The 16,442-nt window shown below is 58.9% G+C and carries 12 protein-coding genes; 3 read left to right on the forward strand and 9 right to left on the reverse strand.

Annotated elements, in window-relative coordinates; all coding sequences use genetic code 11:
• Positions 1-12: 12 nt before the first annotated feature.
• Complete coding sequence (locus tag AC6FTP_RS05055) at positions 13-1,494, reverse strand: tannase/feruloyl esterase family alpha/beta hydrolase (RefSeq protein WP_497205817.1); 1,482 nt, start codon at positions 1,492-1,494, stop codon at positions 13-15.
• A 134-nt stretch (positions 1,495-1,628) separates the two neighbouring features.
• Here AC6FTP_RS05055 and AC6FTP_RS05060 point away from each other — a divergent pair, with 134 nt between their 5' ends.
• Entirely contained in the window at positions 1,629-2,186 is a 558-nt protein-coding gene (locus tag AC6FTP_RS05060) for a DUF4256 domain-containing protein (RefSeq protein ID WP_497205818.1), read from the forward strand.
• A 157-nt stretch (positions 2,187-2,343) separates the two neighbouring features.
• Positions 2,344-2,856: a BamJ family beta-barrel-assembly machinery protein gene (gene bamJ, locus AC6FTP_RS05065; protein ID WP_497205819.1), complete on the forward strand. Its 513-nt coding sequence runs from the start codon at positions 2,344-2,346 to the stop codon at positions 2,854-2,856.
• A 48-nt stretch (positions 2,857-2,904) separates the two neighbouring features.
• Here the strand turns inward: bamJ and AC6FTP_RS05070 are convergent, their stop codons facing one another.
• The 8 genes from AC6FTP_RS05070 to AC6FTP_RS05105 all read right to left on the reverse strand — a co-directional run bounded on the left by AC6FTP_RS05070 (position 2,905) and on the right by AC6FTP_RS05105 (position 15,647).
• Positions 2,905-3,114: a hypothetical protein gene (locus tag AC6FTP_RS05070; RefSeq protein ID WP_497205820.1), complete on the reverse strand. Its 210-nt coding sequence runs from the start codon at positions 3,112-3,114 to the stop codon at positions 2,905-2,907.
• A gap of 9 nt (positions 3,115-3,123) precedes the next feature.
• Positions 3,124-5,853 carry a PVC-type heme-binding CxxCH protein gene (locus tag AC6FTP_RS05075; RefSeq protein WP_497205821.1) on the reverse strand — a complete coding sequence of 910 codons (2,730 nt, stop codon included), beginning with the start codon at positions 5,851-5,853 and terminating at the stop codon, positions 3,124-3,126.
• A gap of 84 nt (positions 5,854-5,937) precedes the next feature.
• Positions 5,938-7,344, reverse strand: a complete 1,407-nt coding sequence (locus AC6FTP_RS05080) for a DUF1501 domain-containing protein (RefSeq protein WP_497205822.1) — start codon at positions 7,342-7,344, stop codon at positions 5,938-5,940.
• 4 nt (positions 7,345-7,348) lie between these two features.
• Positions 7,349-10,462 (reverse strand): PSD1 and planctomycete cytochrome C domain-containing protein, encoded by a 3,114-nt coding sequence (locus AC6FTP_RS05085; protein ID WP_497205823.1) that lies wholly within the window; start codon positions 10,460-10,462, stop codon positions 7,349-7,351.
• A 106-nt stretch (positions 10,463-10,568) separates the two neighbouring features.
• Entirely contained in the window at positions 10,569-11,234 is a 666-nt protein-coding gene (locus AC6FTP_RS05090) for an SGNH/GDSL hydrolase family protein (protein WP_497205824.1), read from the reverse strand.
• A 19-nt stretch (positions 11,235-11,253) separates the two neighbouring features.
• On the reverse strand, positions 11,254-13,110 hold the full coding sequence (locus tag AC6FTP_RS05095) for an alpha/beta hydrolase domain-containing protein (RefSeq protein ID WP_497205825.1): 1,857 nt from the start codon (positions 13,108-13,110) through the stop codon (positions 11,254-11,256).
• Between the two features lie 91 nt (positions 13,111-13,201).
• Complete coding sequence (locus tag AC6FTP_RS05100; RefSeq protein ID WP_497205826.1) at positions 13,202-13,837, reverse strand: gluconate 2-dehydrogenase subunit 3 family protein; 636 nt, start codon at positions 13,835-13,837, stop codon at positions 13,202-13,204.
• Position 13,838: 1 nt separating this feature from the next.
• Positions 13,839-15,647, reverse strand: a complete 1,809-nt coding sequence (locus tag AC6FTP_RS05105; protein ID WP_497205827.1) for a GMC family oxidoreductase — start codon at positions 15,645-15,647, stop codon at positions 13,839-13,841.
• Between the two features lie 64 nt (positions 15,648-15,711).
• On the opposite strand from AC6FTP_RS05105, the gene AC6FTP_RS05110 reads away from it, so the two are divergent.
• Positions 15,712-16,440, forward strand: a complete 729-nt coding sequence (locus AC6FTP_RS05110; protein WP_497205828.1) for a hypothetical protein — start codon at positions 15,712-15,714, stop codon at positions 16,438-16,440.
• Positions 16,441-16,442: the final 2 nt, after the last annotated feature.

The following is a 16,442-nucleotide window of genomic DNA, read 5'->3' on the forward strand; positions in this document are numbered from 1 at the left end:
GTGCCTTTCATCTCACTCCGCCGCAGCCGGGCGGAAGCGTTCAGCAATGCGATCCACGCCGCCGTGTTTGCCGTCCACGGGCACGAAGCTCTTCGTCGCCGCATTCCATCCGGTCTGCATTGGATACGGATAAATCGTCATCTCCCACGAGGGCTTGCCATTCTCGGCATGACGGCCTTGCAAGGCGAAGGGTGCTGTGCCGGTCTCGCGCCAGGAGCGGACGGCATCGAGGAGGTTGGGCGGTTGATTGATGCCGGGGCCGCCGCCGTGGGCGAGGCCGGGGACGACGTAGAAGCGGAAGAAGGACTGTGCTTGGTCGAGTCCGCCGAGACGCTCGATCACGCGCTCGTAGTAATCGATGGAGGCGTGGTAGGGCACGACGGAATCGGCGGTGCCGAGGGTCATGATGAGCTTGCCGCCGCGCTTGGCGAAGGCGCTGAGGTCGGGGTTCTCGGCGTTGAGATAGGGCGCGAGCTTGGCGGTGTAGGTGTCGATGTCCGCGCCGAAATTGATGTCCTCCAGCTTCTTGTCTTTGCCGAAGACCCAGTGGAAAAGATAGAGGTGCCCGTGCGAGGCTTCGATGGAACTGCCGAGCGGGATGCCGTTGAAGATGCGCTCGCCAGTGACCGCATGGCGGGGTCCGTCGAAGAGTTTTGTCAAAGCCGCTGCGTGCTCGTCGGTGAGCGTCGAGTCCTTCTTCCGTGCCAGCGTGATGACGGCTTCAATGTCCTGGGCGGTGCAGCGCGGGTCAGAGACGAACTTGCCTGCGGCGATGGGTATCTCGCGCGAGGTCATGTATTCATTCGCAGCAGCGATGACGCTGGCGTCCTGCGACTTCGTGAAGGGGCACTTCTTCAAGATCTGCTCGTTCCACAAGAAGTAGGCATGCAGCGGCGTGCGGCAGTGCGCGGCCACGGCAGCGGCGATGCCATCATAGTCTTCGGGATAACGCTGCGCCTCCTGCAAAGCCTGCTGGCCGCCGGTCGAGCCGCCGCTGAAATACGAAAGCTCTGGGGCCTTGCCATAATGCGCCCGCACGATCTGCTTGCCCACGACGGTCATTAGATGTGTCGCGCGATAGCCGAAGTCCTTCCATACTTCGGGATTGCCGATGCCCGAGTCAGGATTCGGTGCCGTCCCCATGTCCGTCGTCGCCACGGCATAACCCGCCGCACTCTGTGACGCTAGGCCAGCGGGATTGATCTTCCCAGCCGCACCGCCATTACCGAGGCCGAGAAAGCGCGCGTTCCACTTGTCGGCATCGGGCAACCAGACTTCGACGTTGATGTTCGAGCCCTTCGCCGGATTGAGCACCAACTTCACAATGGTCCGTGTGGTTGTGGAATCACGCTCCACGGTTGTGATTGTCGCGTGTTTGATCTTCAGCGAGCGCAGGGCTGCGAGCTTGGCATCGGCGACTAGAGGTGTCTCTGCCAAGACTGAGAAACAACTGAGCAATGTCGCGAAGCCAAGGAAGGTGATGTTTCTGTTCATAAGATGAGTTTATTCGGGCGTGTCATGAGTCGTCGATCAAAACTATCGATTTGTCCTTCGAAGGCTGCCTTGACGGAAGCTCTCCATCCATGATCTCATGGACAAAATAGCATCGCTCTTTCTAAAGCATCGAAATGAAAAAGAAGCTCTCACCCATCCAACGCGAAGAACTGCTCGGCACCTTGAAGGTCCGCTTTGAGCGCAACATGAAGTGCCATCAGGGGCTTGAATGGTCGAAATTGCACGCAAAGCTGGAGGCCAATCCTGACAAACTGTTGTCGCTCCATGAGATGGAAGCCACCGGCGGTGAACCTGATGTGGTGGGCTATGACAAGAAGACGGGCGAATATCTCTTCTTCGATTGCTCACCTGAAACGCCGAAGGGCCGCGTGAGTGTTTGCTACGACCGCGAAGGCCTGGAATCGCGCAAGGAACACAAACCGAAGACCACCGCGATGGACATGGCAGCAACCATGGGCATTGATCTACTGACGGAAGAGCAATATCAAGAGCTGCAGAAGTTGGGCGAGTTTGACCAAAAGACATCGAGTTGGGTGAAAACGCCTGCAAATTTTCGCAAACTCGGTGGCGCTCTTTATGGAGAACGTCGCTATGGCCGCATCTTCGTCGGGCACAACGGTGCACAGTCGTATTATGCCGTCAGAGGGTTTCGTGGTTCGCTGAAGGTCTGATTTTTGCATGTCTGGGCACAGCATTCACTTTCTCCGCTTCTCTTCCCCACACTGCTTGCTTAGTCATCCGCAGTGCTTTCACCAGAGCAAAAAGGAGACCTCGACAGGATCATCGTTGCGCCAGAGGATGTTCTAGCCCACATCCAGAACGCTCATCATGAAGTCGATCCCCTTTTTCCTAGCCTCCGTGCTGTTACTCCTCACCAACTGCGAAACGTCACCGAAGAAAAAAGATCGTGTGCCGCCCTCGCCAGTCCCCTTGTCAGCATCAGAGCCGTTGCAGGCGTCCCAAGCGCCAACGGCGACAGTGGATGCTTCAGGCGTAGTGACGACGCCCAGCGGCCTGCGTTACCGCGTGCTGTCCTCCGGCCCGGCGGATGGGAGATCGCCCAGCACTTTCGACACCGTCCTGGTTCACTACCGTGGCACGCTTACCGATGGCACGGTCTTCGATAGTTCGTATGACCGCGGTGCGCCTGCGAGCTTTGGGGTCGGACAGGTCATTGCCGGTTGGACTGAGGCTCTGAAGCTCATGAAACCCGGCGACAAGTGGATGCTGCACATTCCCTCAAACCTGGCCTATGGCAGCCGTGCCGTAGGCGGCAAGATTCCCCCGAACAGCGACCTGATCTTCCAGGTCGAGCTTCTGCAAGTCGTAGGTGGTCTCTGAGACGGAAAACGGGGGGCAAATCATTAACCCCTCCTGGCTGGAGTGTCATTACTCCTCATCCCGCACATTGCTCAGACTGGCGATGCACTCACGCACGATGCGCAGACAATCCTCCGGACTCGCAGGCATAGGCAGGGTCAATGGGTGCCCCTGAACTCGCAACTGGCGGACGTCTCCCTCACGTCGGACGTGGGTGACTTCAATGCCGTGGGAGGCGAAGAAGCGGGTGACTTCCTGATTGCTGGCGTAGCGGCTCATGGGTGGGGGTTACTCCGCCTGACGAAGATAGGCGACGATGTCCGCCACATCCTGCGCGGTCATGCCGAGCATGGTGGCGCTCATCATGAGGGATCGATCCATCTTCTTGCGGCTGGAGATCTTTTCCTTTGCCACAAATTGAGTCTGTCCGCCCATGCTACGCACGATGAGGATGTCTCCCTCACTGAGGACCATGCCGTCGATCTTCGTTCCGTCTTTGCACGTGATGGACATGCCATCGAAACCGTGGGCGATGTCTTTGCTGGGCTCGATCAATGCCTGCGCAATGATTTCGCTCGGCTGGCTGATGCCCCAGCCTTGAAGATTCGGACCAAACTCGACGCCCTGACCATTGAACTGATGGCACATGACGCAGCGGACGACGAGTGACTGGCCGTGCTGCACGTCTCCTTTGAGCTTGAGCACTTCATCGACCTTGATCGTGCTGGGAATGGCGGGCGGCGTCTCGATGGTGACGAGTTTGGTGGCATCAGGATCAAAGATGCCCTGCTTCTTCAATTCACCTGCGATGCCATAAGCGGACCAGTCATTGGTGCTGCGATTGATCAGCCACCACATGGCATCGCCATGAATCGGTGAAGTCTTGTCTTTGGCAGCGACGAGCATGGCCTGTGCAGCGCTGGCGTCATTCGTGAAGGCCAGGGTATCGAGCGCCAGTTTGCGCTCGGCAGGAGTGAGTTGCTTGCTGGTGGTGCGCATTTGCAGATCTGTCACGGCTTCGACGGGATGAAGTCTCCAAGTCAGATTCGCGAACTTCTCTGACCAGGAGAGAGGATCTCCATCCAAGATCTTCTTCAGCACCGTCCACACAGGGGCTTCTTTGCCAGAGCAGCCGAGGCCCCAGGCTTCGAGGTAGGAGCGGTCCTTGCCATCGTAGCGCTTCGCCAGTTCGACAAGGATGTTTTGGCTCTGTGCCACAGGAACATCACGAAGCGCCACGGCGACTTCACGACGCACGGCAGGCGAGCCATCGTGAGCCATGGTGTTGAGCAGGTCGATAACATCAGGATTCGCTACGCGAAGAGCACGAAGGGCGACGAGGCGCTGCGTGGCATCTTCCGATTCGAGCCAAACGCGCACACGCTGAGTTCCTGCTTCACCAAGCTGCGCCAGGAGCCAGATGGCCCGCGCGGCGACGTAGGGGTTCTCATCATTCGACAAAGCGGACACAGCCTTGGCTGACTCGCCTGCCTTTTCCTTCAGGCGGGTGAAGGCGACGTGGCGGATGTTCGTGGCCGGTGATTTGAGCGCGGCGATCTGGCCTTCGACGCTGTCGAAATCGTGCTTCGGCGAGGTGGACTTGGAACCTTTGGCGATGATACGGTAAATGGTGCCGCTGCAAGTTTCATCGGTGTCCTGATGGCCGCCAGTGCGTTTATCAAACCAGTCGGCGACGTAGATCGCACCATCGGTGCCGACGCAGACATCACTGGGGCGGAAGAGCGTCTTGCGCTCATCGGACATGTTGTTGCTACCGCCAACGAAATCGCTGCCTTTGAAGACGCCGCTGGTGTTTGTGGTGCAGAAGTCGATGCGCTCCAGCTTCATGCCAGCGCCATCGGGCTTTGGCAAATAGCCAAAGACGACATTACGCCCCGTTTCACAGCTCAGGAGAAGGCCGTTCCATTTTTCGCCGAGCGCGCCGTTTTCATAAAAGGCCATGCCGGTGGGTGCGCCGCCGCCATAAACATCGCCCGCAGGAATGCTGCCGGGATCATCCTGACGCCACTCCGCCGTGGGAATGGTCTGGCCTGGGCGCTTGTCCGCACGCCACTGGCGCTTGCCATCAGTGGAGAAGAAGCCAAAGGAACCGCCTTCGATGAGATGACTCACACGGCATGCCGGTGGATCGTCGTTGTCGTTCAAATACATGTCACCGAAGGAGTTCTTCACGCCTTCGTAGCTGTTGCGGTAGCCGTGACCAAGAATGCGTGCCCCGTGGCCGCTTGGATCAATGCTGGCTGTGAAGCCTCCGGTATAAACATGGCCGTCGTCGCTTTTTTCGCCGGTGTAGGGATTGTTCAGATAAGCGCCACCGATGCGGAAGGTGTTACCGCTTTTGTCGCTGAACATGGCACCGCAGTTGCCATTGCTGAAATACCAGCGGCCATCGGGTCCGGCATAGACACTGTGCAGGCTGTGATCGTGCTGCTGCTGCTCGAAGCCGCTGAGGAAAACTTCACGCGTATCAACGGCGGGGTCGAACTTCAGATCGCGGTTCACATCCACATACTTGATGATGTTTGGCGCGTTGGAGACGAGCACCACATTGTCAAACACTGCGACTCCGAGCGGGCATTCGAGTTCTTTTTCACGCACAAAGACGTGGCTACTGTCCGCCTTGCCATCGCCGTCCTTGTCCTCCAAAACGCGGATGCAATCCCCTTCCCGGCTGCGTCCGCTGTGACGGCGGTAGTTGATCCCTTCCGCCACCCAGATGCGTCCAGCGGCATCCACATCCATGTTCGCTGGATTAAAAAGCATCGGCGAGGTGGCCCAGACACTGATCTCCAGCCCTTCGGGCACTTTGAACATGCTCGTGTCGAGATGCTCGGGCGTCACCTTTGCCGCATCAAAGGCAGGCGTCTTCGGATCAGGGGTGAAGGCCGGCTTGCCGACGACATAGTTGCTGGGTTTCTTGGGTTTGTCCGGCTTCGCGGCGAAGACGGTGAACGAGAGACCAGCGAGGGCAAGCAAGGCGAGGGTTGGGCGCAGCATGAGGGGCGGATGATGGAGGGCCGCACAGAACGGGCAAGACGATTGTGGTCTTGCTGAAATGCGAACTCAAAGAAAGCCCACCAATCACGCCCCCAGCAGCCGCGTAAACGGATGGCCTTCGTTTTGGTCGATGCGTTCAGGCAGGCCTTTGTGATTGTAAGTAAGCTTGGTGTGGTCCAGACCCATCAAGTACATGATCGTGGCGTGCAGGTCGTGGACATGGAGACGATCTTCAATGGCATACAAACCGAGATCATCGGTGGCACCGTAGGTCTGCCCGCCTTTCACACCGCCACCGGCCATCCACATGGTGAAGCCGGTAGGATTGTGATCGCGGCCATCGCCTTGTTCGCTCATCGGCGTGCGGCCGAATTCGCCGCCCCAGATGACGAGGGTCTCGTCCAACATGCCGCGAGCTTTCAAGTCGGCGAGAAGTCCGGCGATGGGTTTATCGACGGCGTTACAGAGCTTCGAGTGATTCACTTCGATGCCTTTGTGGCTGTCCCATTTGCTGCCAGCACCGCTGTAGAGCTGCACGAAGCGCACACCGTTTTCGATCAAGCGACGCGCGAGCAGGCAGTTGCGGCCATAGACAGCCGTTGCCTCGTTGTCCATGCCGTAGAGCTTCTTCGTGGCTTCAGTTTCCTTGCTGAGATCCACCGCCTCGGGCGCTTCGGCCTGCATTTGATAAGCGAGTTCGTAGCCCTTGATACGGGCGTCGAGTTCCGTGTTGCTGGCACGCTTGGCACCGTATTCTCGATTCAGCGCGCCGAGCAGATCCAGCTTGTCGCGCTGACGTTTGCGATCCACGCCCTTCGGGTTGTCGAGATACTTGATCGGCGTGCCGTCGCTGTTGAAATCCACGCCCTGATACACGGCAGGCATGAAGCCATTGCCCCAGTTGCGCACGCCATTCACCACCGTGGCCTCGCTGTCTTTGATGACGACAAAGCCGGGCAAGTTATGATTCTCGGTGCCGAGTCCATACTGTGCCCAGGCTCCCAACGATGGCCGGCCACCGAAGACAGAGCCGGTATTCATCGAACACACACCGCCCGCGTGATTGATGCCGCTGGAAGCGCAGGAATGGATCACCGCGAGGTCATCGGCATGCTGCGCGACGTTGTTGAACCAATCGGAGATCCACAGCCCGCCCTGGCCGTGTTGCTTCCAGGTGCGTTTGCATTCGAGCAGCGGCGACTTCGATTCACCCATCGCCGTGATCGGTGGCTTGAAGCTGGCGGGCAGTGACTGACCGGCGAGCTTGTTCAGCAACGGCTTGTAATCAAAGGTGTCGAGATGGCTCGGGCCGCCTTCCATGAAGAGGAAGATGACGCTCTTGGCCTTCGCGGCGCGCTGAGGCACTCGCACGGGAGCCGCCTGGGCTTGGTCGCCCATCAGCGCCGCCAATGCCACGGCGCCAAAGCCTCCACCTGCGGTTTGCAGGAACTCACGACGCGTGTTGGGAATGTCGAATCGGTTGCAACTCATAGTCTTAATGAAGGTAAAAGAACTCGTTCGTGTTGAGAAGGATCTGGCAGAGGTCGTTCATCGCTTGTCGATAAGGATCGTCCGCTTCGACGGTCTTCGTGTCGGAGCCATTCCAGGCGAACTGCGAGGTCAGCGGATCAGCGCTGCGCCAGGTGACGAGACCCGCGCTCCATTTTTCAGGATCAGCGTTAAGCGCCTTGTCCGCGAGAGCGCCGCTGACGACGCGCAACGCTTCGATGTGGCCGTCCCATTGATGCGTCGGCGCACGATTGTTTAATCCACCGATCACAAGCTGCGAAGCACCCACGCTGAGCTTGGAGCGGATGTCCATCGGCACCACGGCGGACTGCACGGCGGCTCCAGGCGTGTCGAGATCGCGCACGCTGAAGGTGACGCTGTGCCCAACGCAGGAAACACGCGCGGCAATGTGGTAACGGCGGCCCAGCTCGATGTGGATATTCGACGGCACGACCTGGTAGCCGATGTTCGCGTTTTCATCTTCACCGACGACTTGCACGATGACGTTGCGCGGCTTGTAGCGCGACTTCTCACCGGTCACGCCGAGGCTCCAACCAAAGGCTTCGAGACTGTCTTTACCGCCATTCCAACGCGAAGCGATGGTCCTAACGGAGGCGTTCACATCAATGCTGTTGAGGCTGGCGATGGCCTCCACGGTAAACTCATCGCCTTCCTTCTCACCGCTTTGAACGATGAGGCGCTCATGTGGCGAGTTCTCTTTGAATCCGCCGAGTTCCTCGGTCGCTTCAGCGCTCTTCTCCGCCGGTGGTGTGGAGGTGCCCGCTCGTTTTTTCAGGAAGCCTTCCGCCGTTTCGCGCTCGCTCTTCGATGGCGGTCTGCCGAGTACCGCAAGCCAGGCATCATCAATATTTTCAACACGATCCGCCAGTTTGCGGGAGCGGGCGAGCAGCCAGTCGCCGTTGAGAAGTTGCAGCGCCTGCGTGGGCGTCGTCGTGCTTTGACGCTCGGCGACGCTGGAGAATCCGGCAGGCGCATCGAGTGCGCGCAGCAGCTCGTTCTGGTTGTTGCGCTTCTTCATCGTGAAGACGGAGCGCCGCGTGCCATTGCCATCTTCAGCAGGGCCGCCGGACTTCGGATCGAGTTCTCCGCTGGCGGCGAGCAAGGCATCGCGCACTTGCTCAGCATCAAGTCGGCGCGGATTGAAACGCCACAGATAGCGATTCGATGGATCTGTCTTCAATGCGGTCTCGGATGGCTCACGTCGCGCCGTCTGGCGATACGTCGCTGACAACATGATCTCGCGATGCAACGGCTTCAATTTCCAACCATTGGCCACGAAGCGACTCGTGAGAAAATCGAGCAGCTCAGGATGTGTCGGTGGCTCGCCCAGCTTGCCGAAGTCGCTCGCAGTAGCGACGATGCCGCGCCCGAAATGATACTGCCAGACGCGGTTCACGATGACGCGCGTGGAGAGCTGGTTGTCGGGCCGTGTGATCCAATTCGCCAAAGCCGTGCGGCGTCCGGTGGAGTTGCCTTTCGGTGTGATCTTCGGCTCCTTTGGATCTAGGAGAGAAAGGAACCCCGGCTCGATCTGCTGCTCGCCTTTGCGCGTCTTGATCGCCACCGCAGGCGCTTTCGGGCCTGCATCCGTCGCCACGAAGGCATCCAGCAGCGGTTTCGGCTTCAGTTCGTCGAACTTTTTTAGCTCTTCTTCCAGCGCCTTGTATTCCGCCTTGGCCTCGTCGGTCTTGAGACTCTTCATCGGGTCAAAGGTTTTGCGTTCCTGCTGCATCTGCCGTTCGACCAGACCCGCGAGCTGCTTTTCCAAAGCCTCGCGCTCGGTGGCTGGCTTGCGCACCATCGCCTGCAAGTCTTCTGTGAAGCGTGTCAAAGCGCGCTCCACTTTCGGTTCGAGCAGCGGCTTGGTCAGCGCGTCCATCTTCGCGCGGATCTCGGCAGTAGCGGCTTCCCATTTCGCCTGCTGCGCATCATGCGCTTTCTTTTCCGCAGGCGTGGCCAGCTTCAAATCATCGCGCCATTGCACCGGAGCCAGGAAGGCCCGCAGGCGGTAGTAGTCCTTTTGCAAGATGGGATCGAACTTGTGATTGTGGCAGTGCGCACAGCCCATGCTCAAGCCGAGGAACAGCTCGCCCGTGGTGTCCGTCATGTCGGTGAGAATGATGTCCCACTGGCCGCGAGCATCGCGCTGATTCCATTCATACACCGGATGCCGCAGGAAGGCGGTGGCGATGAGCACGTTCGGATCGTTCGGCGCGATTTCATCGCCCGCGAGCTGCTCGCGCACGAACTGATCATAGGGCTTGTCGTCGTTGAGCGACTTGATGACGTAATCGCGATACGGCCACACCGACGGACGATACGCGTCCGCATTGTAGCCATCGCTCTCCGCATAGCGCGCGAGATCCAGCCAATGCTGCGCCCAGCGCTCGCCGTAGCGCGGACTGGCGAGCAACTCATCCACCAGCTTTTCATAGGCCTGCGGACTCTTGTCATTCACAAAGGCATCCACCTGCTCACTCGTCGGTGGCAGGCCATGCAGATCAAAATACGCGCGCCGCACCAGCTCATGGCGATCCGCTTCCTCGGCGGGATCAAGTTTCATCTCGGCCTGCTTCGCCGCGACGAAGCGGTCGATGTCATTGCGCACCCACTTGCTCTCCACCTTCGGCGGCGAGACCTTCGCCACTGGCTTGAAGAACCAGTAGTTCCGCTGCTCCTCCGTGAATCCGCCTTCAGTCACCACCACCTTCTTCGCCGAATCCTCAGGCCAAGGCGCGCCGAGCTTGATCCACTTCTCCAGGATCGCGATCTCCGCGTCCGGCATCTTGCCGCCATTGTTCTTCGGCGGCATCTGGAAGTCCTCGTCCTGATAGCGGATGGCTTCCATGAGCGGTGATTTTCCCGGCTGGCCAGGAATCAAAGCCGGACCGGTGTCTCCGCCCGTTTTCAGATAGCCGATGTGATCCACGCGCAGGCCGCCCTTCTGCTTCGTGTTGCTGTGGCACTCAAAACAGCGCTTCACCAAGATCGGCCGCACGTCTTTCTCAAAAAATGTCATCGCCGCGCGCTGCGCGTCATCAGCGGCAAAGGCATTGCCGGCGGCGAGGCCAGTGAGCAAGACAAGGGTATGGGAGAGTCGAAACTGATTCATTTCACCAGTATAAGGCCTCAGCGCCCCGACTTTGGACGCTAAAATTGGCAAAACTGCTGCCAAAGCAGTGTCGCTACTTCGGCACTGCCTTGACCATCGCCTCTGCGATGGCCGCCATGCCCGCATCGCCGGGATGATTCGCCACGCCAGCGTGTTTGAAGGGCCGCTCGGAGCGAGCGTAGTTTTTCTCGTCTTTGCTGAGGGCACTGATGTCCACATAGACGCCATTCACGGCGGTGCAGGCTCCGCGCAGCGCCTCGTCCTTCGCTGCATTCGCCCAGAAGCAACTGCGCACAAGGATCATGGGCTTACGGTCGCCTTTGAGCGTCGTGAGCAGCTTAGTGACGCTCTCCTGGAGTTTCGCTTTGTCTTCCGGCGTCTTCAATCCGGGCACGTTTTCGCCGATGGCGATGATGATGAGGTCCGCCTTGAACTCGATGGCCTCCTTGAGCTTCATGGCGATGTCGTAGCCCGCATACGCCCGCTCAAAGTCGGCGATGTTCTTCACCAGCACTTCGGGCGCGGCGCCTTGTTTCTCGGTGAGGGCTTTCGTAACGAGATGAACATAATCTTTCGTCTCCGCGCTGGCCGCCATGCCCCAGTTGCCCGACCAGTCGATGTCGGCCTTCGGACCATGCTTGGTGATGCTGTTGCCGAGGAAGAGGACTTTCTTGTAGTTGGTCTGCGCGAAGGATTGAGTGACGAAGCAGGCGAGGAGGAGGAAGATGAGGCGTGTCATGATGGAGTGTGGTGAATGTTTACGGAACGGACGGGCTCATCACCCAATCCCAGCGAGCGGAGGCTTGCTTGAGCTGCGGTTCAAGATCGGCGGTGGTGAGAAAACGCTGTTCGATGAGCTTTTGCACGGCGGCTTTGATTTGGTCGAGGTAGGCGTCTTTGGAGGCGTAGCGTTCTGCAAGAGACGGACGCGGATCGTTGGCGTCTTGGGTCTTCACAAAGGGCACCCAGGCACCGCGTAAGAGGTAAAATTCATGCGGTGAGCCGAACGCTGCGGGACGGAACACCCAGCCGGTGGCGGTGCCGAGTGGCACGCCGACATCGGGCATGCGGATGCCGCCCAGGTCGTTGCCATCAGCATCGACTTGCGGCACGAGCAGCGGTAGCTCGGCACCTTCGCCAACGCCGCCGGGGAGTTGTGGATTGCGCACGCGACCTCCAGCTTTCACGGCATTCGGGGAAGCCATGCCGGGCACTTTGGGCCAGCGCACTTCGGCCACGGGCACGAGTGTGCCATCGCTGAGCTTTGGATGCACACTCGGCGGCGGCGCGAGGCCTTCCGTGACCCAGCGATGCATGGCGAGGCGCAAAGCGAGGATGGCGGGAGAGGTGTTGACGGGATTCGCCAGCGGTGAGCCTTTGACTTGCGAGGTCGGTGGAAAAGGCGCGGCACCATGCGAGGTGCTGGCGAAGAAGTATGAGCGCACGTTTTCCGGCAGCGCGATGTCTTGTTTTCCATCTGGCGTGGTGTGCGTGAGCGCTCCGACACGGCCCGCGCCCCAGTATTCGGCGGCCATGTTGGTGTAAAAGATCTTCGGCGCATGTCTCACGCGAGGGTTGGCGAGGATGCCTTCGCTTTGACCGCTCACCGCATCAGCCTGCGCCGTGTCGGCAAAGGGATATGAGGCTGTGTAGTAGCCGGAGACACTGCGCGGCGTGGACCAGCGTTGATTCAGCACGAGGCGACCCGCTCCTGCGACGTGCGACAGGATGCCATCGAGTGACATGCGGTCTTGCTCGTCGGTGTTGAAGCCGAGATAGACGAAGTCACGCAGGAAGCGGCCGCATTGCGACGCACCAAACGCATACGCGTGCTTCACTTTCGCAGGCGAGGCGGGATCATGCTTCAACCACGCGACCGCATCGCGAATGGCCGCGTAGCCGAGTCCGGCGATGGGCGGTGCTTCCGCGAGATAAAACACCTCGTAGGTCTTTCCGGGCTCAAAACCTCCTTTGAGTCGAATGCGGCCGTTTTGAAGGCTCCAGAGCTTTCGTGGCACTTCCTGGCCAGCGGGGAAGGCAGCGCGATATCGCACGATGAGGCGGCTATTTTCGCCGTCGATGTCCACCGGCGGATAATCGGTCAAATCGATGAGAGATTGCTCATCAGCGCGTTTGTCCGGCGTGATGACAGCGCTCACGACGCCGCGAATCGGGCTACCGTCCTTGTTTCTCGCCCGAGGCACTTCCAGGCGCAGTTTGTCCGTCGACACATCGAACTCCCAGCCGACATTCAGCATCGTGAATCCCTGCGCCATCATCGAGGCTGGCAGGCTCGATTTGCCACCGCGATTTGGAATCTCCACCCACGCAGCGCCATTGCTGCGCGAGTCGTCTTTCGGTTTCCACAGCCTCAAATCGGCCACAAAACTGACTTTGCCCGACGCATTCACCGGAGCCAGATCGACATCCGCGATGACTGCATTGCCCGGCAACTTCGGATCGGTTTCGAAATGCAGTTTGCCAGTGATCTGCTCGTAGCCCGCGTTGCCGACATCGGATCGCTCCAGCACCTCTACCCGCACGACTTCGGCGAGGGCAGACGATAGCGCAGCGAGAAACAAACTGAGAAACAGGAGACGGGAGGACCAAGACATCTCGCTAATACGTCAATGAAGGCGTGGCTTGGCAATGATGATGTTCATCAACTCATCAATCTGTTGATCATCACGTCAGGCGATGCAGCGGCTACGTGAGCCCAACGTGCTTCAACGCCTCGACCGGCGGACCGTCGAAGGTCGCGCTCGGTACGTTACCGACATAGCCGATGGCCTTCATGCCTTCCGGCGTGGTGTAGTAGCCACCGGCGGTGAGATCGCGGAAGCGTTTGAAGAACGAGACCGCCTTCTTGTCCTTTGGCTTGCCGGTGGCAAGATCATCACAGATCGCCGTTTGTTGTTCGAGCGTGAGATCAGCAAAGGTCTTCTGAAAGCGGCGCATCGCTTCCTCGTCGATCCATTTTAGTCCATCGTGAATGATGCGCCGATCACCGGCCTGCGCTGGATACGGCGAGCTGATCCATTCATCGATGAAGTCGGGCACGCCGACAGCGGAGGCGCTGGGTGAAGCCTCGTCAGATGGGATGATCACGTCGCACAAAGCACGCGCGGTGCGCCGCTGCGGTTCGGTGAGCGTGAGTGGCCAGACATCGCCGGGTTTGTAGATCGTGACCATGCTCGGATCAAGGCCGTAGCCTTTCGCCTTGATGGGAGCATCGGCACCAAAGGCATTTGGATCACGCACGGCCAGGGTCGCCGTGGCGCTGAGCATCCACTGCATCGCCTTGCGGCGGTCCATGCGCGGGAGATTGTCGGGCAGGCTCATCTCAGAGGTTTCCTTTCTTCATTTCATCCATGAGGTGATCGGCCATACGCCAAGCGAGCGCCATGATGGTGAGCGTGGGGTTCTTGTCAGCCGTGCTGGCAAAGGGTGCGCCATCGGCGAGGAAGACGTTTTTCACGTCCCAGGTCTGGCTCCACGCATTCGTCACCGAAGACGCAGCATCCGCGCCCATGATCGCGCCGCCGACTTCATGAATCACCGTGCCGCCCTGCTTGATCGCCTTCGCGGGATCGGTCTCGGGCTTCGATACCTTGCCACCCATCGCTTCGAGGATCTCGCGGATATGCTGCTGCTGATGTTTAACGAGGTTAAGTTCCGCGTCGGTCCACTTCCAATGAAAGCGCAGCACGGGGATGCCCCACTGATCCTTCGCCTCGGGATCGAGTTCGGTGAAGCAGCCGTCGTTTGGCAGCATCGTTCCCTGCGCACCAAAGCCGAGCTGGCAGCCATAGAACCGACGCGCTTCCTCTTTGAGCTTTTTGCCAAACAACACGCTTGGGCTGCCCGCTCGACTGTCGATGCCATTCACCACTCCGAGCGACGGCATCTGTCGTCCGCTCGTGAACTCCAGATGATAGCCGCCAGGGAAACCCAGCTCACCTTTGCGATTCTGATCGTGCAGCGTCCACGGCACATACGCATGAGGACCTCCCGCGCCATCCTCGTTGTGAATCGGCATTCCCTCGAATGCTGGGATGTGGGCACTGACACTGCTCTGCACCGAGTCGGTGATGTATTTGCCCACCTTGCCGCTCGAATTCGCGATGCCTTGTGGGAAAAGATTCGACTTCGAGTTCAACAACAAGCGCACCGACTCCATTGCACCCGCCGCCAGCACGACCACGCGTCCTTTCGCATGACCTTCACGTCCCGTTGTCTTGTCGATGAAGGCGATGCCCGTAGCCTTGCCTTGCTTGTCGATCGTCACCTCGCGCGCCATCGCGTTCGGCAAGATGTCGAGATTCCCCGTAGCCAGTGCGGGCCTCAGATGCACGGTTTGCGAATCGTAGTTCGCACGGATCGAGCAGCCGCGATGACAGTCCGTCGCCCAGAAGCACGGTGACCGCGTGCGCATGTGATCCGCGAGGATGCTTTGCGCCTTAGCGTTGCCCGGATGCAACCTCTTCGGCAGTGTCTCCGCATCCTGCGGACGTGTCAGCACCGCGCGATGAATCGACGTGATGTGCGCCCCGACCTTCTTGCCATGCTTCTGCGCATAAAGCTCACCGACGCGCAGCTTCGGTGCTGGCTGCAACACACCCGGCGATGAATCAGGTGAGTTCTCCAGTCCTTCGTTCGTGCCGAAGACACCGATCAACATCTCCACCTTGTCATAGTAAGGCGCGATGTCTTCATAACCAATCGGCCAGTCAAAGCCCGCGCCAAACCGCGTGCGCGGCTTGAAATCATAAGGCCCGTTGCGCAACGAGATGCGGCCCCAGTGATTCGTGCGCCCGCCCATCATGCGCTGTCGCCACCAGCGGAACTGGTTCTCCGGCTCCGGGTTCGCATTCGTGTAAGGCTCGCCTGGAATCTCCCAGCCGCTGTTGATCGAGCAATCGTGAAACCCGTACTGCTTGTCCGGCGTCTTCTCACCACGCAAGGGTGCATGACTCGGCAGTTGCAGCATCGCCACCTCCGTCTGCACATCAAACGAGCGCCCTGCCTCCAGTACGAGCACCTTCACGCCTTCCATCGTCAACGTGTAAGCCGTCTGCCCGCCGCCCGCGCCGGAGCCGACGATGACGACATCGTAGGAAGATTGAAGTTGATCGGCGGTGATGACGGGCATGAGGGCAGTTTGCTGGTTGAATCAATGGTTGCAAGCAATGACGTTTTCCTGTTCTTCAATGGACATGAATTCTGCGGATGCAAAAACAAGGCGGACAACCTCAAGATGGGGATTCCTCCCAATCGCGGGAGCAATCGTTTTGTTTTGCTCGCTTCCATTCATTCACTGCCTGCTCACGTTCGGTCTTCTGTTCCCAGAGAACCAAGCAATCGGGAGTACCTTCTTTGTGGACGTTCTTCTTTTCGGGGGTGCCGGTCTTGTAGCGGCTGTTATCGTGGTGCCAGTCGCAATTCTATGTGTTCGCCGCAATTGGGATCGCCTGTTCGTCAAAATTGCCGTGTTCATCGCCCTGGCTGCCATTAGCACTTCAGTATTCAAGCGTTGGCAGTCCCCTCCCTCTGCGGCGCGCTACTTCGAATTGGAGTTTGGTGCCACTCTGCCACCAAGCGCAAAAGAGATTCGGGTTCATCATGTTCCGTTCGATGGGGTAACAGTTTACTTCTTTTCTTGCACAGCCTCAGATTGCACGGCCTTGGTTCAGCAACTTGGGATGATGGAGAATCCGCTGGCTCCAGACTACCCACGAGAGAATTTGTCGTTCTTCACAGTTCCACTCAAAGGAATGCCAGACTGTAGCCTGTGGAAGAACTCGCACCTATTTGAACGCCGCGAGGGTAGGATCGGGCGAATAGACAGCCTTCTGTGTGATGCTTCAGGAACGCAGGTCTTCTTATACAAAGATCCGCTCGCATCAAAAACTGATGTGGAGATGAATGGCGACTATACCCGGTGATT

The sequence above is a fragment of the Prosthecobacter sp. genome, from assembly GCF_044378005.1.
Taxonomy (GTDB): Bacteria; Verrucomicrobiota; Verrucomicrobiia; order Verrucomicrobiales; family Verrucomicrobiaceae; genus Prosthecobacter.

What these genes read in the sequence shown, in the direction of transcription:
- AC6FTP_RS05055 (WP_497205817.1), bottom strand. Translation starts at nt 1,494, where the DNA reads ATGAACAGAAACATCACCTTCCTTGGCTTCGCGACATTGCTCAGTTGT.
- AC6FTP_RS05110 (WP_497205828.1), top strand. Translation starts at nt 15,712, where the DNA reads ATGAATTCTGCGGATGCAAAAACAAGGCGGACAACCTCAAGATGGGGA.
- AC6FTP_RS05080 (WP_497205822.1), bottom strand. Translation starts at nt 7,344, where the DNA reads ATGAGTTGCAACCGATTCGACATTCCCAACACGCGTCGTGAGTTCCTG.
- AC6FTP_RS05105 (WP_497205827.1), bottom strand. Translation starts at nt 15,647, where the DNA reads ATGCCCGTCATCACCGCCGATCAACTTCAATCTTCCTACGATGTCGTC.
- AC6FTP_RS05100 (WP_497205826.1), bottom strand. Translation starts at nt 13,837, where the DNA reads ATGAGCCTGCCCGACAATCTCCCGCGCATGGACCGCCGCAAGGCGATG.
- bamJ (WP_497205819.1), top strand. Translation starts at nt 2,344, where the DNA reads ATGAAGTCGATCCCCTTTTTCCTAGCCTCCGTGCTGTTACTCCTCACC.
- AC6FTP_RS05060 (WP_497205818.1), top strand. Translation starts at nt 1,629, where the DNA reads ATGAAAAAGAAGCTCTCACCCATCCAACGCGAAGAACTGCTCGGCACC.
- AC6FTP_RS05075 (WP_497205821.1), bottom strand. Translation starts at nt 5,853, where the DNA reads ATGCTGCGCCCAACCCTCGCCTTGCTTGCCCTCGCTGGTCTCTCGTTC.
- AC6FTP_RS05095 (WP_497205825.1), bottom strand. Translation starts at nt 13,110, where the DNA reads ATGTCTTGGTCCTCCCGTCTCCTGTTTCTCAGTTTGTTTCTCGCTGCG.
- AC6FTP_RS05090 (WP_497205824.1), bottom strand. Translation starts at nt 11,234, where the DNA reads ATGACACGCCTCATCTTCCTCCTCCTCGCCTGCTTCGTCACTCAATCC.
- AC6FTP_RS05070 (WP_497205820.1), bottom strand. Translation starts at nt 3,114, where the DNA reads ATGAGCCGCTACGCCAGCAATCAGGAAGTCACCCGCTTCTTCGCCTCC.